Genomic DNA, 21,283 nt, shown 5'->3' on the forward strand with positions numbered 1-21,283 from the left:
TTAAACGGCAGCGGCACCACCAACGATCTCAGAAATTTCCTGAGTAATCGCGGCTTGACGCAGCTTGTTATAAATAAGTTGTAGGCTCTTGATAAGGTCACCCGCGTTGTCGGTTGCAGCTTTCATTGCGACCATACGTGCAGATTGCTCACAAGCGATGTTCTCAATCACACCTTGATAAACCATAGACTCGATATAGCGAACCAATAAACCATTTAATAGCTCTTCAGCTTCTGGTTCATAGATATAGTCCCAACCGTATTGACGGTTCAGGCTCTCATCCGTATCAGCCGCAGCTAAAGGAACAAGTTGTTCAACTTTTTGATTTTGAGTCATGGCATTGACAAAGCCGTTGGATACAAGATAAATACGATCTAATTCGCCTTTATCAAACGCATCTAACATCACCTGTACAGAACCAGATAACTGTTCAAGACTTGGCGCATCACCTACGTTCGTAGTAGCACCAAGCACTTTACCGCCGTAGTTTTTAAAAAACGAAACCGCTTTTTGACCAATTAAAGCAAATTGAACTTCAATTGACTGCTCTTGTTGTTGTTGTACGTGTTTAACAACTTTTTTGAACAAGTTAATGTTCAAACCACCTGCCAAACCACGATCTGAAGACACAATGATATAGCCAACGCGTTTTACTGGACGTTCAACCATATAACGGTGTTTATATTCAGGATTCGCTTGTACCAAATGAGCAATTACACGGTGCATATTTTCGGCATACGGACGGCCTTGAGCCATGCGCTCTTGCGCACGACGCATCTTAGAAGCTGCTACCATTTGCATCGCGCGAGTAATCTTTTGCGTGCTCTTGATACTAGCTACTTTGGCGCGAATTTCTTTTAAATTTGCCATACGCTTAACCTAGTATTCGAAAGCTCTTTCGAGCTTCCGAAGGTTGATCCGTGAACCAAACCTGACTAAGACTTAACTTAGTAAGTTTGAGTCGCTTTAAAGCTTTCAATACCTGCTTTGATTGCAGCTTCGATGTCTTTGTTATAATCACCAGTTTCATCGATTTTTTGCATTAACGCAGCATGTTCTGAACGGAAGTAAGCAATAAGCGCAGCATCAAATGCAACGATTTTCTTCACTTCAACGTCAGCCATATAGCCTTCGTTAGATGCATAAATTGAAACAGCTTGGTCAGCAATTGAGTAAGGAGCATATTGTTTTTGCTTCATTAACTCAGTTACACGTTGACCATGTTCAAGTTGCTTACGAGTTGCTTCGTCAAGATCAGAAGCGAACTGAGCAAATGCTGCCAATTCACGGTATTGCGCCAAAGCAGTACGGATACCACCAGACAATTTTTTGATGATTTTAGTTTGAGCAGAACCACCAACACGCGATACAGAAATACCCGCGTTCACCGCAGGACGAATACCCGCGTTGAATAATGAAGTTTCTAAGAAGATCTGACCATCTGTAATAGAAATTACGTTCGTTGGTACGAATGCAGATACGTCACCGGCTTGAGTTTCAATAATCGGCAATGCAGTTAATGAACCAGTTTGGCCTTTAACTTCACCTTTAGTGAATTGCTCAACGTAGTCAGCAGATACACGAGAAGCACGTTCAAGAAGACGTGAGTGTAAATAGAATACGTCACCAGGATATGCTTCACGACCTGGTGGGCGGCGTAAAAGCAATGAAATTTGACGATACGCAACAGCTTGTTTAGACAAGTCATCATAAATGATTAACGCATCTTCACCGCGGTCACGGAAATATTCACCCATTGTACAGCCAGAATATGGAGCCAAATACAACATTGCTGCTGGATCGGCTGCCGCAGCTGCGACAACAGTCGTATACGCCATAGCACCAGTTTCTTCAAGCTTGCGCACAACGTTAGCGATAGTCGATTGTTTTTGACCAATAGCTACGTATACACATTTAATGCCAGAATGTTTCTGAGCGATGATCGCATCGATCGCCATTGCTGTTTTACCAGTTTGACGGTCACCAATGATCAACTCACGTTGACCACGGCCTACAGGGATCATTGTATCTACTGATTTATAACCAGTTTGTACAGGTTGATCCACTGATTGACGCCAAATTACACCTGGTGCTACTTTTTCAACAGCATCAGTTAATTTTGCATCAATTGGGCCTTTACCATCAATTGGGTTACCCAAAGCATCTACGACACGACCTAAAAGTTCTGGACCAACCGGAACTTCTAATACACGGCCTGTACAACGAGCTTTTTGACCTTCTTGAAGGCCTAAGTAGTTACCTAAAACAACGACGCCCACTGAATCCTGTTCTAGGTTCAGTGCCATACCAAATAAGCCGCCGTCGAATTCGATCATTTCACCGTACATTGCATCAGCAAGGCCGTGAATACGCACAATACCGTCGGATACCATAACAATGGTACCTTCGTTTTTAGCGGTCGCGCTGGTGTCCAGATCGCCGATACGCTGTTTAATGAGCGCACTGATCTCGGATGGATTCAGTTGTTGCATTGCGCTATACCTCAATCTTTAATTAGTTCAGTCTTCTATGCAATTAAGCAAGAAGACGTGTCCGCATTTTTTCAAGCTTGTTAAGCGCAGAATCATCTATCACTTGGTCGCCTGCACGAATAACCACACCCGCAATTAATGCAGGATTGACTTCTACAGTTACATCTACTGCTGCTTCAAAGCGTTTTTCTAACGCATGAGCTAGTAATTGTTCTTGTACAGAAGTCAACGGGAATGCTGATTCAATCACAACATCCACAGTATTGTTATTCTGTGATTTGAGTTGTTCGTATTCTGCAGCAATTTCAGGAAGCAAAGCCAAACGGCTGTTTTCAGCCAGCAATGTCAAAAAGTTTGACACTGCCACAGTTTGGTCTTCGCCTAAAATTTTTGCAAAAAGACTAACCTGCTCAGCAGGTGTAAGCTCAGGGCGATTTAAGTAAGCTGAAAATGCTTCATCTTGCACCGCAGCACTGAGCAAATTTAGTGCATTTGACCAATTGTCAGTTGCACTTTGCTCAGAAGCGTAAGCAAATGCTGCTTTAGCGTATGGGCGTGCTAACGTCAAGAATTCAGCCATAATCTGCCTCTCTTAAAGTTTAGCAGCCAGCTGAGTCAGCATGGCATTGTGAGCTTCTGCGTCAACTTGCTGGTTCAGGATTTTTTCTGCACCAGTAACTGCAAGAGCAGCAACTTGTTGACGTAATTCTTCGCGCGCAGAATTGATTTCTGTATCAACAGCTTCTTTCGCTTGTTGACGAATACGCTCACCTTCAGCAGATGCTTGAATACGCGCTTCTTCGACCAATTGTGCTGCACGACGGTTCGCTTGTTCGATCAATTGAGCCGCTTGTGCTTTTGCTGCGTCTAACTCTTGCTTTACTTGTGCTTGCGCATCAGCAAGGTCAGCTTTCGCTTTTTCTGCAGCATTTAAGCCATCAGCGATTTTACGCTGACGCTCACTAATCGCATTGATTAGTGGTGGCCATACAAATTTCATGCAGAATGCGACAAACATCGCAAATGCAATTGCTTGACCAATCAATGTGAGGTTGATATTCATTGCTATTCCTCAATAGTTTAATTTAGGAATTAAGCTGATTAACCTACAAATGGATTAGCGAAGATGAAGAACAAGCCAATACCAACACCGATCATAGGCACAGCATCAAGAAGACCCGCGATTAAGAACATACGAGTTTGAAGTTGTGGAGCCAATTCTGGTTGACGAGCAACAGCTTCCAAGAAGCGACCACCTAAAAGACCAAAACCAATTGCAGTACCCAAAGCACCAAAAGCGATCAAAATAGCAGCAGCAATTGCAACTAAACCTGGAACGATAGACATGAAAAATTCCTCAGAGGTTAGGTTTATACCAATTAAATTAAAAAATTTTATGCCTAACCACCCTGTGATAGTTAGGCGTTACCATTAATGTTTTTCGCTTGCCATGCTCAAGTAAACGATTGTCAGCATCATAAAGATAAATGCTTGCAATGTAATTACAAGAATGTGGAAGATAGCCCAAGGCACAGACAACGCCCATTGGATCCAGAACGGTAATAATGCGATAAGGATAAAGATTAATTCACCCGCATACATGTTACCGAATAGTCGTAGAGCCAATGAAACTGGTCGTGCAAGGAAGGTTACTAATTCCAAGATTAAGTTCACAGGAATTAGACACGCTTTTGCAATTGGATTACTTGGGTTAAATGGGTTAAGCGCTAACTCGCCAACAAAACCACCAATGCCTTTCTCACGAATGCTATAGAATAAGATCAGTACAAATACAGACAATGACATACCGAGGGTAATATTCGGGTCTGTAGAAGGAACAACCTTAAAGTAAACGTGATGAGGATCCATACCAAATACGCTTGCACCAATGTGTTGAGCTAAATATGGAATCCAGTCAACAGGGATCAAGTCCATTAAGTTCATGAGGAAAATCCACACGAAAATGGTCAGTGAAAGTGGTGCGATTAAACGAGATTTACCATGGAAGGTATCGCGAACGCTTGAGTCAACAAACTCGATCACCATTTCAATTGCTGCTTGGAATTTCGTAGGCACACCAGAATTGGCAGCTTTCGCAACAGACCAAAAAAGCAAACAGAAAATCAGACCTAAGCCGATTGACCAACCCATTGAGTCCAAGTGAATAGCAGAAAAACCCATTTCATGAGCTTCTTTCGCATTCTCAGCCAATTTCCATGTACCGTCTGGCATTTTGCCATAGGCCAAATTGGTCAAGTGATGCTTAATATACTCTGTCGAAGTAAGGGCATGTTCTTCAGCAGCCATAAATCACACCTGGTCAATGTCAATTAATAAAAAGAGAGATGAATATCGCACGCTGCTAGATATCTCATCTTGCTCTATATATTCAATTTTTTATGCGCCTATACTCGTTTTTGTTGACGTGATACCCACCAAGGAGCAACCCACGACATGGCTTGAACGAGAATAAAACCACAAAACAATGCCACCGATGACAACGGCTTGACATTGCTTAAAATCAAAATCAGTCCAACGATCACAATAGCAAACTTGCCCATCATGCCTCGATACATATTTGAAAGCACTTGCTTTGAAGCACGCGCTCCCGCAACCCGAAAAGATTGCCAGGCAAAGTAACAATGTGCCAGCCAACAAACCAATCCGCCTAGGGCGACGCTTTTGGCTACCACGATGTCTTTAAGCACCCACGCAATCAAAGTTGCAACAGGTATCGTCAATGCTTGCAAGAAGACCAAAGCTTTCGCCAATCGTCGGTCAATCATGCGACTTGGTCGGCTCATTATTATCCACTCACAGCATAAAAGCTTGACAAGTTAACCTGATGATCGTTTTTAATCGGTGGCATTATAGAGTCCCCCCCCTAAACATGCAATCTTTTCCCGACTTAAGACGTATGATTTTCAAATAATCTATATATTTTTAATTTCCTATTAAGATTCTCTTGATTTGATTATTTTCGTATGTTTCTTGCGCAATTTTGAATATTTTTTGCTAAATCCGTCCAACCCTGAACAAAGTCATTTTCTGCGCTCATACTTTCGTCTACTGCCTGAAAACGCACAGGCTGCAAGATTTGATATTGGCTATTTGCCTGCCCTTCTGCCAACAAGCACATTTGTGGATACGGACGATGATCATTGAGGTACTTAATTTGAGTGACTGTAGCAGGAATGTGCGGGTCGGTACTTAAAGCACCTGCAAGATGTAAATTGAGTGCATGTTCCAGATACTGATAAGCATCATGATATGACCAATAGTCAACCGTGTTTCTATAAGTACCGACTTGCTTACTTCTCAGCAATAGCTGCTGAGCAAAAGTTTTTGCATTTGCCCAATATTGAGCTTTATGTTCAGGGTGCTGCTGCGAACGTAGTGCAGCAATAAAAAAGCCAATTCGAACCGCATTATTCGGGTCTAGCCAAACATGTGTATCGATGGTATTGGCAATCGGTTTTCCCTGCACATCTCGCACTGGAAAAGTTCCTAAAATCTTAGAGTTCAGCAGCGAGATTGCTCGGGGATTATGTCCCAGTAGCTTATCCAGTGGCGCCTCATGTGCTTTACCCAGCCAGATCACCAGCTCTGCATATTGGACTGCTTTTCGGTTGTCTGGTGTCAGCTGTACATCATGCCCAGATTGATTTCCCAGTAATAAAGTTGGCGTCTCAACACCTTTGGTCACTTCTTTAGCGATTAAGTATAAAGGGTGAATGGATATAACCAAGCCCTGTGCCCATAAACTGCTACTCATACACAGCAAGACACACGCTGCAAAAAAACGCGCCATCATGTTCAAACGATCTCTATATATCATCACTTGGGATTTTATGTTACACTATAACACCAAAAATAGTGATATTGTTATAAAAGAGTTAACTTATCTGTTTTGATGCACCATAGGTGAGATATTTATGAGTTCATGTTCGCATTCACATGCCAATACCTTACATGAGGTACATGACCACGGCGATATTCAAGTCCGCCTAGAGCAAGCAGAGGCATTGTGTCTAGCGACTGGTGCACGTCTTACACCGTTGCGTAAGGAAGTTCTGCATTTAATTTTAAATGCTTCTGGACCGATTGGTGCGTATGACATTCTGGCAAAAATAAAAAATACCTCAGATAAACCTGCTGCACCACCAACCGTTTACCGTAGCTTGGACTTTTTACTGGATAAAGGCTTGATTCATCGTCTAAGTTCAATTAATGCCTTTATTCCTTGCTGCCACCCTCGTGAAGGTCATCAGGCAGCATTTTTAATCTGTGTGAGCTGCAAAGCCGTTAAAGAAGCTTCTGCCGATGCCTTAATGGCACATCTCAACGCATTAGCACATTCGGATGAATTTAATATTCATCACACCATTATTGAAATTTCAGGAAAATGCCAACAGTGCACACAACGTCACTAACGCCTGCGCTCATTTCATTACAGAAAATTTATGTCCGGATTGATGACCGTGAGATTCTCAAACAGGTCGACTTTGAGTTACATTCCAATGAAATTGTGACACTGATTGGACCAAATGGTGCAGGAAAATCTACGCTCATTAAAGTCCTTTTAGGTATTGTCAAACCCACATCTGGCAAGATTCTAAAAGATAGCGGTTTAAAATTTGCGTATGTTCCGCAGAAGTTTAATCCATCGCACAGTTTGCCGTTACGTGTTCGGGATTTACTGGCATTAGAAGCATGTGATGCCATAACTAAACAGCAAGTGATTGCGGAAACAGGCATTGAAAAATTGCAAGATGCCAAAGTTCAACAACTGTCTGGCGGCGAACGCCAACGAGTACTTCTGGCACGGGCATTACTGCGCAAACCACAGGTTTTAGTACTGGATGAACCAATGCAAGGTCTGGATATTCAGTCCGAAGCCGAGCTATATGAATATGTCCGCAGTCTGCCTGAACGTTATGGCTGTGCAGTGCTCATGGTTTCACATGACCTGCAATGGGTGATGCAAGGGACGCATCGTGTAGTTTGCCTGAACAAACATATCTGCTGTAGCGGATCTCCAGAAAATGTGCAGCAACATCCTGAGTATCAAGCCATTTTCGGGACACAACGAGCATTCTATCAGCATCATCATGACCACTGCGCACATGGTGATAGTCCGACAGCAAACTGTGAACATGACAGTCACCCCCATATTCACCCCGAACCGGAAGCTTAACGCATGATGGAATGGTTTCAACTTTTGCTCCCTGCATGGGTTATGGGTGCTTTACTGATTATTTTAACTGCGCCACTCGGCTGCCTCATGCTTTGGCGTCGTATGTCTTTTTTTGCAGATACCATGTCTCATGGCACGTTACTCGGCGTCGCAGTCGCTGGGGTTTTACAGTTACCAATGTGGGTTGGTGTCGCAAGCTTAGCGATTTTACTGGTTTGTATTTTATGGATTTTGCATGATCGGCGTTTGCCTAACGATGCACTACTGGCGTTATGTGCGGCCACCTTGCTCTGTTCAGGTTTAATGCTGATTCAAAACCTCCCTGCCCTACGCCCTGAATTACTCAGTTATCTGTTTGGGGATCTACTTACCATTAGTTGGTCAGATCTTCCTATTTTTGCGGTCATTATTGTGGTGTCTGTCAGTATTTTATGGAAATTTTGGTCAGCACAAATTCAGATTGCAATTGACCCAGATATTGCGATCAGTGAAGGAGTCAACGCTAAATTACAGCGTTTTATCTTTATGCTGCTTTTGGCGTTATTTACAGTATTGGCACTACGTGCAGTCGGCTCACTGTTGATGGGCGCGCTCTTGGTCATTCCAGCATTGGCAGCACGCCTCTTGGCAGACTCTCCTAAACAAATGGTGCTGTATGCTTTTATTATTGGTCAAATTGCGTTGGGTATTGGCTTATGGGCCAGCGCTCTACTCAACATTGCCAGTGGTTTAAGTATTGTACTGACCATGTCGAGTATTTTCTTTGCCCTATTTTGCTGGCAAAAAATTCGTAGCACTTTATAAAAACGGATTTTCAACTTCCTGCTCGGGTTGATGTGCAATCTTCTCGGGCAAATTGTCTTGTTGCTCTAATACTTCAACGACCTGATTAATCAAGCTTTGCAGTGCTTTTGCAGCCGCAAGCCCCTGCTGATCTTTGGTAATTTGCAGATTGCCATACAGATTGATGCAATCTAGCTGATTTTCTAAGGTTAAGTCATAAATTGCAGAGGATGACTGGTCTTCAGCAAATGGTTTAAACATATTCAGCTCCCTGAAACGGGGTTAAGATTTAAACAACTTTAATAAAAACTCCAATACACTATCAAGCAATGCTTTGAATAACTTTTTGATAAAGTTATCTTTCTCTTGATTCACAGTTTTTTCAATATCTTGCGTTACTTGTTGCACAGCATTACCAAAAGACTGCTGTAATGAACGAATGTCCGATGATGCTGATGGTGTAGCACATTGGCTATTTTGATCTGTTCCAACCAGCGCAGGAACATGACCTGCCTGAACATCACTGGTGGTGAGTGGCAAATCATAAATTTTGCGTTTAGTTTCTACAGAAAGCTGTGGAAATAAATTTAAGCCTGTTTGCTGTTCAATCTGACAAACACTGACAACCTGCACTTCTTGAGAGTTATTATTTGGAGCATAGTAAGCACTGATCACTCCTGTCTTCGGCATATATACCGCTTTAAACACCACACTCGGGACAATCACTTTGCCCTTTCCAATCGTTTTTAGGCGTTGACCTGCAAAGATCGGCCCTGTCACCACATAGGCATCCTGTTTTTGTTTTTTGACCAAGCTGCGGGTGGCTTCTTCAAGCTTACGCCAAACTTCCTGATTATTTTTTGGCGCTTGTGGCACCATATTGGCTAAAGAAAAACTGTCATGTTGCGAAGCTTTATCTGGCATGTCTGCATTTGGAGACATATGTCCACGGTCATAACCTGAAGCGCGATAATCTGCCAACGTGGAGCGAAACTGCTCTGGAATTTGTTCTTCTTCATGAAACTGATCTTCACGTTTAATTTTTTGACTTAAACGTACTGCGGTCAGATGCTCGGCACTCCATAAAGGTGTTTTAGATACGCCAGAATAGACCAAAGCAAAACCATTGAAACACAAAGGAAAAGTATTTTTATTCAAACTTTGCTTAACCAGTGCAGGCGGGGTCTGCTGATAAAATTGAGATAAGCATGAGTCTTGTGCAAAAACAGTGCCTGTCGCAGCAGCTGCACATAACAAAACGAGTCCTTGAATACTATGGTTAAGTTTTTGAGTCATATTGATTATCCTTGAGCACTAAAAACAGCTTAGCAAGCTCATTTTAGAAAGTATATGTGGTTTCTTTCAAATGACTAATCCTTATACTCATCAGATTGTCAGTTGCTTTTTACGTAACAGTTTGTTGTGGTTATACTACACTTATACCTATAATTTATTGATATTCCGTATACTTAGTTGCGGGTAATCCCAATCTATGGGATTGTTAATTCAGATTAAAAATCACACAATTTTCTAGTATTGGAGTTCGGGTATGCGTAATATTTTCGTTAGCATTGGGTTATTTATGGGAATGTTCACAGCAACTGCTGCGTTTGCAGAGCCTGCTGTACAACCAGGCGAGACTCTAGAAAGCCTGTCTCAAGTTAAAGTCAATACAACTGTAAATGGTCAACCAGGATCATTAGCAGACTTAATGAGCAGTGGCAAATATACACCTGTTCCTACGCCACAACCTGCAGCAGATCATAACAATAGCCCTGCCGCAACTCCAGATACACCTGTATCTACACCAGCCCAATAAGTAATTAAAAAATAAAAAACCAAGGTTTGAACCTTGGTTTTTTTATGGCTAGATTTCGATTTGCCCACCTAACTCAACCACGCGATTGGTTGGAATTTGATAGAAATCACTGACGGGACTGGTATTGCGTTGCATAGAAATAAATAGCTTTTCTCGCCAAGGAGACATGCCATCTCCAACTTTATGTACCACACGATCTCGCGAAATAAAGAAGCTAATCTGCATGAGATCATACTCAAAGCCAAGTTCTTCATAGGCTTGTTTCAAATCACGCGGTACATTCGGCTCATCTTTAAAACCATAGAAAACTTGAATACGGTAAAAATGCTCAGTTAGAGTTTCAACTAAAATGCGTTCTTTCTGTGCAACATATGGGACATCCTGAACCATCACAGTAATCAGAATATTACGTTCATGCAGTACTTTATTGTGCTTAATATTATGCAGCATGGCATGCGGCACAACATTTGGTGTTCCAGTCAGGAATACCGCATCACCCTGTACCCAATGCACAGTATCTGAACCAATACTTTTAACAAATAAATCAATCGGTAAAGTATCATGTTCGAGTTTAGCAAACATTAATTCACGACCACGTTTCCAGGTCATCAAAATGCCAAAGGCAATCCCACCAATCAATAATGGAACCCAACCACCTGATACAATTTTCAGCGAAGTTGCAGCGACCAGCACAATATCCAAAACCAAAAATGGCGTGATTAACAACAGCAGTTTCGGTGCACTCCATTTCCACGCATAAAAGATAAATACGCCAATCAGCAAGGTATCGCACAGCATAGTCAGGGTTACTGCCAAACCGTAAGCGCTTGCCAAGTTCGAACTGGTTTTAAAAATCAGAATCAGAATAATGATGGCTATCAGTAACAACCAGTTCAGAAAAGGTACATAAATCTGCCCCTCTTCTGATTCGGAAGTATGCTTAATACCAAACCGCGGTAAATATCCCAGTTGCACAGCCTGACGCGCCAAAGAAAACACACCTGAAATTACCGCTTGTGAAGCAATGACGGCTGCAATAGCGGCCAAAATAATCATTGGGTACAATGCCCATGAAGGTACAAGCAAGAAAAATGGGTTCTCAATTGCACTTGGATTACGTAGCAATAAGGCCCCTTGACCTGCATAGTTCAACAATAGACAAGGTAAAACTACACCAAACCACGCGAAGCGAATTGGCGTACGACCAAAGTGCCCCATATCTGCATATAAGGCTTCGCCACCTGTCACTGTCAATACCACTGCACCCATAACAAAAAAAGACATCACAGGGTTGGTAAAAATGAATTCAACTGCCCAATGTGGGCTAAACATTCCCAAGACGAGTGGTGTTTTGGCAATACTCATGATCCCAAAAATACCAATAGCCAGAAACCAAATCAGAGTGAGCGGTCCAAAAAGTTTACCAACAAATGCTGTGCCATGTTTTTGGACTAAAAACAGTATCACCACAATCACAATTGCAATGGGCATAATATAAGGGTCAAAAACATCGGTTGCGATGGATAAACCCTCTACTGCCGAAAGCACTGAAATGGCTGGGGTAATAATTCCATCACCAAAAAATAGGGATGCTCCAACAAAACCGATTGCAATAAGATAGATTTTTTTATTATCAGCAATTTTTGCTTTACGCAGGTTCAAAGCAAGCAATGCCATAATGCCGCCTTCACCATTGTTATCGACGCGCATGACGATTGCTACATATTTAATGCTAATAATCAGCGTTAAACACCAAAAAATGATCGACAAAATACCCAAGACATTTGCAGGGCTAATGCCAAGTCCATGTGCCTCATGAAAAGATTCTTTTAGGGCATAGAGTGGGCTGGTACCAATGTCACCAAAAACGACTCCGAGCGCTGCGAGAGCCATCGCGGGCAATCTTGCCTTTTGGGTCATAGTTTGCATTGCATAATTAAACCAAGATGATTTTTGATGCAATCTTAACATTTAAATAAAATTTTTTCTGTAAAGCGGCGATTAAATCTTGGCAGCCTGCTTTTTTTTAGTTACTATCGCACGCCTTGGTGAGGTGTCCGAGTGGCTGAAGGAGCACGCCTGGAAAGTGTGTATACGTTTGCGCGTATCGAGGGTTCGAATCCCTCTCTCACCGCCAAATTTCATTCCTGCAACGCTCCACAGGATATTAAAAGGCTTAAATATAAAGGATTTAAGCCTTTTTTATGTTTCAGAGAATCCTGCCGCATCCAAAACAATCCCCCATAAATTGGGGGGCAATTGGGGGATAAATTAGTTATACTATTTTTCGTCCCCCAATTTGTATGGATTCAGCCCAAAATGCTTACAGATGCTCAGGTAAGAAAAATAAAACCACTTGAAAAGAGAAAGCGTTATTCTGATGAAAAATCACTATACTTAGAGGTTACACCTGCGGGTGGAAGATTCTGGCGCTACAAGTATCGATTTAATGATCGAGAAAGCACTTTAACTATTGGAAGCTATCCTGAAATTTCACTTGCTCAAGCTCGCCGTGCCCGTGATGAAGCACGCATTCAGATTTATAAAAACATTGATCCGAATGCTGTAAAGAATGATCGTCTGCAACAAGCAGACGAAAGTTTACTTTTCAAATCACTCGCAATGGAATGGATGGAAGATCGCAAAGCAGTTATTAAAGAAACAACTTATTTACGAGATTTATCCGTATTTGAAAAAGACCTATTCCCTGCTTTGGGCAAAATGCCTATTGATCAAATCAAAGGTAAAGACATACTTGCCTGTGCCAAAAAAATCGAAGAACGAGGCGCACAGGAAATGGCGAAACGTTCAATTCCTTTAGCAGGTCGAATTTTCCGTTTCGCAATTCGTAAAGGAATTATTGAAAATGACCCAACACCCCATTTACAAGAAGCCTTAAAGCCTCGAAAAGTTAAGCATATGGCTCGTTTGGATATTTCAGAATTTCCTCCATTTCTTGAACGCATGGATCGCTATCATGGCAATCCAATGATCAAGACTGCCATTCAGCTTATGACGTTAACTTTTGTACGGACTGCTGAACTTAGAATGATGGAATGGAACGAAATTGATTTTGAAACTAAATTATGGCGTATTCCTGCTGAAAAAATGAAAATGGCTCAACCCCATATTGTTCCATTATCCAAACAAGCCGTTGAATTAATTGAAGGATTATACCCACTCACAGGCAACAAGCAATACGTTTTCTATAATCACAGCACAGCCAAACCAATGAGCAGCAATGCATTACTCTGTGTCATTCGCACTATGGGCTATAATGGCAAGATGACGGGTCACGGGTTTCGTGGGCTTGCCTCAACCACACTTCATGAAAAAGGCTACATGCATGATGCGATTGAAATTCAATTAGCTCATCGTGTCGGTAATGCAGTATCTCAGGCTTACAACCATGCTCAACATTTAGATTACCGCATTAAGATGATGCAGGAATGGTCTGATTTTATTGATAGTTTGAGAAATAAAATTGTGCCTTTACCAAAACTTATTTCATATCAAGACTAAATTGCGCCCCCCAATAAGCCTTCAACATCAAATGAAATATATCGCACATATTTTATCCTGACGGCTATCGTATATTTTTACATATGACTTAAATCGATTAAATTATCGTATGATAGCGCTTTTAAAATAAGCTATCAGTAAAATAGCCTTGTTTTCATTATGGAGTGATATGACCAGCTCAGAAAATAATCTCGAAGATGCGCTGATTGAAAAGTTGCTCGAGTTAAAATATACCAATAAAAACATTACTGACATAGATTCACTGAATGCTAATTTTCGTGAAAAATTCAATGAATTAAATCAAGTACAACTTACTGACAATGAATTTCAACGACTGTTAGAAGAAAATATTAGTGCTGATGTATTTGCGTGCGCTCAACGTTTGCGTGAACAACATGTTTTTGATCGGGAAGATGGCACTCCCTTGTATTACACATTAGTTAATACCAAAGACTGGTGTAAAAATGACTTTGAGGTTATCCGACAATTTCGCCTAAATACAAGAAATAGCCATCATCGTTACGATGTGATTATTCTAGTTAATGGTTTACCTTTGGTTCAGATCGAGCTAAAAACTCTCGATATTTCTCCACGCCGAGCCATGCAACAAATCATTGATTATAAAAATGATACTGGCAATGGTTACACCAATACTCTCTTTGCATTTATGCAGTTGTTTATCGTTACAAATCAAAAAGAAACAATGTATTTCAGTAACAATCAGCCTCAACATTTTAACTTTAATGCGGATGAACAGTTTTTACCTATCTACCATTGGGCTGATGATGATAATAAAAAAGTAAATAATTTGCATAAATTTGCTGATAAATTTTTAAATAAATGCAAGCTAGGTAAGATGATCAGTCGCTATATGGTTCTCGTTGCGACAGAACAAAAAATACTGATCATGAGACCATATCAGATTTATGCAGTCGAAGCGATTATTGAAAGTATTAAGCAGAACCGTGGGAATGGCTATATTTGGCATACGACAGGTAGTGGAAAGACACTGACTTCCTTTAAAGCATCGACCTTGCTTAAAGATAATCCTGACATTGAAAAATGCTTATTTGTGGTTGATCGCAAAGATTTAGATCGTCAAACCCGCGAAGAATTCAATAAATTCCAAGATGGTTGTGTTGAAGAAAATACCAATACAGCATCTTTAGTACGTCGATTACTCTCTACAAACCATAGTAATAAAGTAATTGTTACTACGATTCAGAAGCTGGCATTAGCTTTAAGTGACTCACCAGCAAGTGACAAATCGAAAACGAACAAAAATACACGTTCAAAATATCCAAGCTTCAAGGAACAACTTAAACCCCTGCAAGATAAACGTATTGCGATTATTTTTGACGAATGCCATCGATCACAATTTGGCGAAAACCATCAGGCAATCAAAAGCTTTTTTCCAAACTCTCAACTCTTTGGTTTTACGGGAACGCCTATCTTCAAGGATAATGCAACTGTACAACGGATAGATGGGCAAGAAGCAAGTTATGCTGAAACAAAAGACATTTTTCAGCAAAGGTTACATGCCTACACCATTACTCATGCGATTGAAGATCAAAATGTCTTAAAGTTTAATATTGAATATTTCCGAGCAACTCAGGTCGATCAAGACAAACCTATTACAGCTCGTGTTGGTGATCCAACTACACAAGCAAAAATTGTTGATGCCATTTTGAATAAACACCATCATGCAACTCATGAGCGTAAATTTAATGCGATTTTCGCTACAAGTTCAATTAATGATGCGATTAGTTACTATCATTTATTCAAAGCAAAGCAAGCTGAGTTATTAGAAAGTAATTCAGACTATCCAATACTCAATATTGCATGTGTATTCTCTCCGCCTGCTGAAGGTGATGCCGATGTCAAACAATTATCGGAAGACCTACCAACTGAGCAAGCAAATAACAAAGAAAAACCCAATGAGAAAAAACAGGCTTTAACAGCGATCATCAGTGACTACAATACGCAGTTTGGCACAAATCATAGTTTGGCTCAATTTGATAATTATTATCAGGATGTTCAACAACGTATTAAAGATCAAAAGTATCCAAATAGTGACGCTACACCTCAATCAAAAAAGATCGATATTACCATTGTCGTCGATATGCTTTTGACTGGATTCGATTCAAAATATTTAAACACGTTATATGTTGATAAAAATCTGAAATATCATGGGTTGATTCAAGCCTTTTCTCGTACTAATCGGGTATTAAATGATTCAAAACCTTATGGGACTGTGATTGATTTTCGTGGTTTAGAGTCCGCAGTGAATGAGGCGGTGAAATTATTTTCAGATTTAAATGAAGAGGATGATGCAAAAGAAATATGGTTAGTTGAATCTGCATCACAAGTGATTGCAAAATTAGCTGTAGCGAAGCAACATTTAGATAACTTTATGCAATCTAAAGGCTTAGCCCCTCTACCAGAAGAAGTTATTAATCTTCAAGGTGATACAGCAAAAGCTGAATTTATCAATAAATTTAAAGAAATACAAAGACTTCAAACTCAACTAAGCCAATACACAGATTTAAGTGAGCAACAAGCAGAGTCTATTCAAGCGATTATGCCTAAAGATGAGTTGCGTAGTTTTCAGTCGGTTTATCTAGAAACCGCTAAGCGCTTTAAAGCTCAGCAAGACAAACCAGATAATCAGCAAAATGATGAAATCCAACAAGTCGATTTTGAGTTCGTCTTATTTAACTCTGCAATGATTGATTATGATTACATCATGAAACTAATCAGTGATTACAGTCATGCAACGCCTGAACAGCAGAATATGACCCGTGAAGAACTAATCAACCTCATTAAAAGTGATGCCAAGTTTGTTGATGATGCAGATGACATTGCTGACTATGTTTATAGTTTAAAAATGGGGGAAGGTTTAAACGAAGCTGACATCAAACAAGGTTATGAGCAATTTAAACGTGAGAAAATTGATCATGAGATTGATGACATTGCTGAGAAATATGGTCTAGAGATTGAGGCATTAAAATTATTTGTGGATGCTACGCTCGCACGCATGATTTTAGACAATGATTTGTTGCATGAGTTACTTTCTCCACTAGAGTTAGGCTGGAAAGAGCGTAGTAAAACTCGTAAAGCTTTAATACAAGATTTAACCGAGCCAATGCAAAAACGTGCCAATGGGCGTGAAATATCTGGATGGGACGCACATGTCAAATAATCAATTAATTGAAAGTGATGAAGTAAAAAATGTGCCGAAATTACGTTTTACTGAATTTGACAATGATGAAGAATGGGAAATAAAACCATTTAACTCGTTGTATGAGTTCAAAACTACCAACACCTTTTCAAGAGATTTTTTAAACTATGAAACAGGTAGTGTCAAAAATATACACTATGGGGATATTCATACTAAATTTTCAACATTATTCAATTTAGAAAAAGAGAACGTCCCTTTTGTTAATCAAAGTGTCAATTTAAAAAGAATTTCTGATGAGAATTACTGTAAAGAAGGAGACTTAGTTTTTGCAGATGCCTCGGAAGATTTAAAAGATGTTGGAAAACATATTGAAATCATTAATCTGAACAATGAAAAAGTTTTATCTGGTACTCATACCTTATTAGCTCGAAAAATTAATCACGAGATAATTACTGGCTTTGCAGGTTTTTTATTTAACTCTACAAGCATTCGAGAACAAATTCAAAAAGAAGCTCAAGGAACTAAAGTACTGGGTATTTCTGGCACTAGATTAGCAAATATCCAAATTTACTTTCCCAAATCAAAAGCCGAACAACAGAAAATCGCAGCTTGCTTATCATCACTAGATGAATTGATACAAAATGAATCAAGTAAACTTGAAGCCTATAAACAACATAAAGATGGTTTACTACAACAACTCTTTCCAAAAAATGGGGAAAGCTTACCATCATTGCGGTTTGATGAGTTTAGTGAAGAATGGGAAAATATAAAACTATCAAAGATAGCCAAACCTGTTAAGAAAAAAAATACAGACCAAAATAAAATATTGGTCTTATCACTATCTAATGAATATGGTTTAGTTTCACAAGTAGATTATTTCCAGAAAAAAATAGCTGGAGATAATACGGATAAATATATTGTTTTACAAAAAAATGATTTTGTATATAACGATAGAATTACCAAGAACTCGACCTACGGGACTATTAAACGACTTTCTCTTTATGAAGAAGGAATTGTCTCACCTATCTACAAATGTTTCCGCTTTGAGAAAAACCAAAATCCTATTTTCTGGGAATACTTTTTCGAATCTAAAAGTCATGAGAGTGAAATTAGACAAATTATAAATGAAGGCGCTAGAGCTGGTCGTTATAACATTTCGACTGATAGTTTCTTATCTATCAATGTGATGCTTCCATCTCACGTAGAGCAAGAAAAAATAGCTTCATGTTTAACATCGTTAGATGAAGTAATTACTAATCAAAGTGAATATATTGACCAACTTAAAACGCATAAAAAAGGCTTAATGCAACAACTATTTCCTGTGCTTGAGGAAACTTCTGCATGAATTCGATTAGAAATATTAAAAAATTTACAACACTAAGCAGACTAGTTACCTGTTTAAGAAATGACTTAGATAGTGGAGCGAATAATTTTTCACTCATTTATGCCTATAATGGTACAGGTAAAACTCGCCTATCCATGGAGTTTAAAGAGAAAGGGAAGATTCGACGCCGAGGGAATAATCCAACCATAAGCCGTGACACTCTGTATTTTAATGCTTTTACTGAAGATTTATTCCGCTGGGATAATGATTTGGCTAGTGATACTAACCGTAAATTAAATCTAAACAGCGATTCAAGATTTTTTTCAGGTTTTCAAGAACTTGCATTAGAAGAAAAAATTTATGTGCATTTAAAAAAATATGCAGATTTTGACTTTCGTATAGATTATCAAAATTGGGCAGTATCGTTTTCAAGAATCGAATCCGTCAAGGATCGAGGACAAACAGAACCAACGACTCAGATAGTAGATGATATTAAAGTATCTCGTGGTGAGGAAAATTTATTCATCTGGTGTGTATTCTTAGCTATCTGTGAGCTAGCTATTGATCAACAGGAAGCATATGACTGGGTAAAATATATTTATATTGATGATCCCATTTCCTCACTCGATGAAAACAATGTGATTGCTTTAGCGAGTGATCTCGCTAAGTTACTCCGCACTTGTGAAGATAAAATTAAAGTCGTGATTTCAACACATCATGGTTTATTTTTTAATATCATGAATAATGAGCTTAAAAAGCATAAGCATAAATGCTATTTTTTATACAAAAATAAGCATACCAATGAGTATCAACTACAGAGTACAGGTGATACACCATTTTTTTATCATGTCGCAATGTTAAAAGAATTAAAAGATGCTTCAGATGCGAATCCTTGCAGACTTTACACTTATCATTTTAATATTCTACGTAGCATTATGGAAAAAACAGCTTCTTTCTTTGGCTTTGAAGATTTTTCAAGCTGTGTCAGTGGTATTGAAAATGAAGCTCTTTTTTCTCGTGCATTAAACCTATTGAGTCATGGTAAGTATTCAGTATATGAACCTCAAGCTATGGGATTAGATAACCAGCAGTTGTTCAAAAATATTTTAGATGCTTTTTTACAACGCTATCCATTTCAGTTACCAAATATTGGGGAAGTGGTTCAGCCAACTACCTCCATATCTCCTCAAACAGATACACCACAGGAAATTCAAACATGACCGAACAGGAACAGCAAAAACTTGGCGCCTTGCTTTGGGATATTGCGAACAAACTTCGTGGCTCAATGAATGCCGACGATTTTCGGGATTACATGTTATCTTTTCTATTTTTACGTTATTTATCATCAAACTATGAAGAATCTGTAGCAAAAGAGCTTGGTTCAGATTATCCAAAACCAGTCAAGAATGATAATGGAACAATTAAGCAAACAGCTTTAAGCATTTGGTATGCTAACAATCCTAATGATGTAGATGACTTTGAAGATACGATGAGAAGTTTAATCCATTATGTTATTAAACCTGAGTTTCTTTGGAGTAATATTGCCGAACTTGCTCGCACACAACATAGTGACTTACTTAAAACGCTAAACTCGGGTTTTAAGTATATTGAAGAACAATCTTTCGCTCGTAATTTTAATGGCTTGTTCTCTGAAATTAATCTCAATTCAGAAAAACTAGGCAAAGAATATAAAAATCGCAATGAAAAACTCTGCTCAGTTATTAGTAGTATCGAAGAAAAACTTGTAGATTTTTCAACTAATAATGATACTTTAGGTGATGCTTATGAATATCTCATTGCACAATTTGCCTCTGGTTCAGGAAAAAAAGCGGGTGAGTTTTATACTCCTCAGCCTATATCAACGATCTTATCTCGTATCGTGACTTTAGATAGCCAAGACCCTAGTACTGGTTATAAGAAGACTTTAGAACGAATTATGGACTTTGCATGTGGTTCTGGTTCACTATTACTCAATGTACGCCAACAAGCAAAAGAGCATGGCGGCAAAATTGGTAAAATTTACGGTCAAGAAAAAAATATCACAACCTATAACTTAGCACGTATGAACATGCTGTTGCATGGTGTAAAAGATACTGAATTTGAAATTTTTCATGGTGACACTTTAACCAATGATTGGGACATTTTAAGCGAGCTAAACCCATCTAAAAAAATTACTTTTAATGCAATTGTGGCAAATCCACCATTCAGCTTAAGGTGGGATACAACAGAAGCTCTTGCAAAAGACTTTCGTTTTAAAGATTATGGTTTAGCTCCAAAATCTGCTGCTGATTTTGCATTTTTGCTTCATGGATTTCACTTTTTAGCAGAAGATGGCGTAATGGCAATTATCTTGCCACATGGCGTGTTATTTCGTAGCGGTGCCGAAAAGCAAATTCGACAAAAATTGCTTAATGATGGATATATTGATACTGTGATTGGACTACCAGCCAATCTATTTTTTTCTACTGGTATTCCTGTATGTATCCTAGTCTTAAAGCGTTGTAAAAAATTTGATGATGTTTTATTCATCAATGCTGCTGATTACTTCGAACCAAGCAAAAAACAAAATCGCTTACGTGATGAGGATATTGAGAAAATTGTAGATACTTATCAATATCGTAAAGAAGAAGAGCGTTATGCTAGACGTGTAAGTCTGGATGAAATTAAGAATAAGAATGATTATAACCTTAATATTTCTCGATATATTAGTACTTCAGAACCAGAAGAGCAAATTGATCTACAAGTAACAAATCAACAGTTACAGTCACTTGCTAAGCAAATCAAACAGTCTAGAGATAAACATAATAAGTTTTTAAAGGAACTGGGATTATCTGAACTTCCTTAAGTCTACTTTCTATAGTGACTTATATATGGCGTCTACATCAATTTTTAGTAGACGCCATATTTGATATTACCTATTCAAATCCCAGAACAAACTGTTAAAACAATATAAATAACAGCTGAT

At 39.2% G+C, this 21,283-nt stretch carries 20 protein-coding genes and 1 tRNA gene; 10 read left to right on the forward strand and 11 right to left on the reverse strand.

Annotated elements, in window-relative coordinates; genetic code table 11:
• From atpG to F975_RS03040, 8 genes are all read right to left on the reverse strand, one after another.
• Positions 1-870: a F0F1 ATP synthase subunit gamma gene (gene atpG / locus F975_RS03005; RefSeq protein WP_004750045.1), complete on the reverse strand. Its 870-nt coding sequence runs from the start codon at positions 868-870 to the stop codon at positions 1-3.
• A gap of 77 nt (positions 871-947) precedes the next feature.
• Positions 948-2,492 carry a F0F1 ATP synthase subunit alpha gene (gene atpA / locus F975_RS03010; protein WP_004750046.1) on the reverse strand — a complete coding sequence of 515 codons (1,545 nt, stop codon included), beginning with the start codon at positions 2,490-2,492 and terminating at the stop codon, positions 948-950.
• A 43-nt stretch (positions 2,493-2,535) separates the two neighbouring features.
• On the reverse strand, positions 2,536-3,072 hold the full coding sequence (locus tag F975_RS03015) for a F0F1 ATP synthase subunit delta (protein WP_004750048.1): 537 nt from the start codon (positions 3,070-3,072) through the stop codon (positions 2,536-2,538).
• Between the two features lie 12 nt (positions 3,073-3,084).
• Positions 3,085-3,555, reverse strand: coding sequence for a F0F1 ATP synthase subunit B (locus F975_RS03020; RefSeq protein WP_004750050.1), 471 nt, complete (start codon positions 3,553-3,555; stop codon positions 3,085-3,087).
• Positions 3,556-3,593: 38 nt separating this feature from the next.
• Positions 3,594-3,839, reverse strand: coding sequence for a F0F1 ATP synthase subunit C (gene atpE, locus F975_RS03025; RefSeq protein ID WP_004750052.1), 246 nt, complete (start codon positions 3,837-3,839; stop codon positions 3,594-3,596).
• 84 nt (positions 3,840-3,923) lie between these two features.
• On the reverse strand, positions 3,924-4,799 hold the full coding sequence (gene atpB, locus F975_RS03030; protein WP_004750054.1) for a F0F1 ATP synthase subunit A: 876 nt from the start codon (positions 4,797-4,799) through the stop codon (positions 3,924-3,926).
• A gap of 98 nt (positions 4,800-4,897) precedes the next feature.
• A complete protein-coding gene (locus F975_RS03035) occupies positions 4,898-5,296 on the reverse strand; it encodes an ATP synthase subunit I (protein WP_004750055.1) in 399 nt (132 codons plus the stop codon).
• Between the two features lie 170 nt (positions 5,297-5,466).
• Positions 5,467-6,303 carry a metal ABC transporter solute-binding protein, Zn/Mn family gene (locus F975_RS03040; protein ID WP_034425632.1) on the reverse strand — a complete coding sequence of 279 codons (837 nt, stop codon included), beginning with the start codon at positions 6,301-6,303 and terminating at the stop codon, positions 5,467-5,469.
• A 124-nt stretch (positions 6,304-6,427) separates the two neighbouring features.
• Between F975_RS03040 and F975_RS03045 the strand changes: the two genes are divergently transcribed.
• Genes F975_RS03045 through znuB form a run of 3 tightly spaced genes read left to right on the forward strand, consistent with a single transcriptional unit; the run spans position 6,428 to position 8,493 of the window.
• The gene (locus F975_RS03045) at positions 6,428-6,925 is read left to right on the forward strand and encodes a transcriptional repressor (protein ID WP_004750058.1); all 498 of its coding nucleotides are present in this window, start codon (positions 6,428-6,430) and stop codon (positions 6,923-6,925) included.
• On the forward strand, positions 6,898-7,689 hold the full coding sequence (gene znuC, locus F975_RS03050; protein ID WP_034425636.1) for a zinc ABC transporter ATP-binding protein ZnuC: 792 nt from the start codon (positions 6,898-6,900) through the stop codon (positions 7,687-7,689). The genes F975_RS03045 and znuC overlap by 28 nt, the downstream gene beginning before the upstream one ends.
• A 3-nt stretch (positions 7,690-7,692) precedes the next feature.
• Entirely contained in the window at positions 7,693-8,493 is an 801-nt protein-coding gene (gene znuB / locus F975_RS03055; protein WP_004750060.1) for a zinc ABC transporter permease subunit ZnuB, read from the forward strand.
• Here znuB and F975_RS03060 read toward each other — a convergent pair.
• Both F975_RS03060 and F975_RS03065 read right to left on the reverse strand, forming a co-directional pair.
• A complete protein-coding gene (locus tag F975_RS03060; protein WP_004750061.1) occupies positions 8,488-8,733 on the reverse strand; it encodes a hypothetical protein in 246 nt (81 codons plus the stop codon). The genes znuB and F975_RS03060 overlap by 6 nt on opposite strands.
• 21 nt (positions 8,734-8,754) lie before the next feature.
• Positions 8,755-9,768 carry a DNA/RNA non-specific endonuclease gene (locus F975_RS03065; protein WP_004750063.1) on the reverse strand — a complete coding sequence of 338 codons (1,014 nt, stop codon included), beginning with the start codon at positions 9,766-9,768 and terminating at the stop codon, positions 8,755-8,757.
• Positions 9,769-10,021: 253 nt separating this feature from the next.
• Between F975_RS03065 and F975_RS03070 the strand changes: the two genes are divergently transcribed.
• Complete coding sequence (locus F975_RS03070) at positions 10,022-10,291, forward strand: hypothetical protein (RefSeq protein ID WP_004750066.1); 270 nt, start codon at positions 10,022-10,024, stop codon at positions 10,289-10,291.
• Between the two features lie 48 nt (positions 10,292-10,339).
• Here the strand turns inward: F975_RS03070 and F975_RS03075 are convergent, their stop codons facing one another.
• Positions 10,340-12,220, reverse strand: a complete 1,881-nt coding sequence (locus tag F975_RS03075; RefSeq protein ID WP_004750067.1) for a potassium transporter Kup — start codon at positions 12,218-12,220, stop codon at positions 10,340-10,342.
• A gap of 118 nt (positions 12,221-12,338) precedes the next feature.
• On the opposite strand from F975_RS03075, the gene F975_RS03080 reads away from it, so the two are divergent.
• From F975_RS03080 to F975_RS03105, 6 genes are all read left to right on the forward strand, one after another.
• Positions 12,339-12,428, forward strand: a tRNA-Ser gene (locus tag F975_RS03080).
• A gap of 182 nt (positions 12,429-12,610) precedes the next feature.
• Entirely contained in the window at positions 12,611-13,813 is a 1,203-nt protein-coding gene (locus tag F975_RS03085) for a tyrosine-type recombinase/integrase (RefSeq protein ID WP_004750068.1), read from the forward strand.
• Positions 13,814-13,982: 169 nt separating this feature from the next.
• Positions 13,983-17,015 carry a type I restriction endonuclease subunit R gene (locus F975_RS03090; RefSeq protein ID WP_004750069.1) on the forward strand — a complete coding sequence of 1,011 codons (3,033 nt, stop codon included), beginning with the start codon at positions 13,983-13,985 and terminating at the stop codon, positions 17,013-17,015.
• A complete protein-coding gene (locus tag F975_RS03095) occupies positions 17,005-18,339 on the forward strand; it encodes a restriction endonuclease subunit S (RefSeq protein WP_004750070.1) in 1,335 nt (444 codons plus the stop codon). The genes F975_RS03090 and F975_RS03095 overlap by 11 nt, the downstream gene beginning before the upstream one ends.
• Positions 18,336-19,538 (forward strand): AAA family ATPase, encoded by a 1,203-nt coding sequence (locus tag F975_RS03100; protein ID WP_004750071.1) that lies wholly within the window; start codon positions 18,336-18,338, stop codon positions 19,536-19,538. Before F975_RS03095 ends, F975_RS03100 begins: the two co-directional genes overlap by 4 nt.
• The gene (locus F975_RS03105; RefSeq protein WP_004750072.1) at positions 19,535-21,163 is read left to right on the forward strand and encodes a type I restriction-modification system subunit M; all 1,629 of its coding nucleotides are present in this window, start codon (positions 19,535-19,537) and stop codon (positions 21,161-21,163) included. Before F975_RS03100 ends, F975_RS03105 begins: the two co-directional genes overlap by 4 nt.
• Positions 21,164-21,283: the final 120 nt, after the last annotated feature.

Origin of the sequence: Acinetobacter brisouisimilis, assembly GCF_000368265.1 — a bacterium.
GTDB lineage: Bacteria > Pseudomonadota > Gammaproteobacteria > Pseudomonadales > Moraxellaceae > Acinetobacter.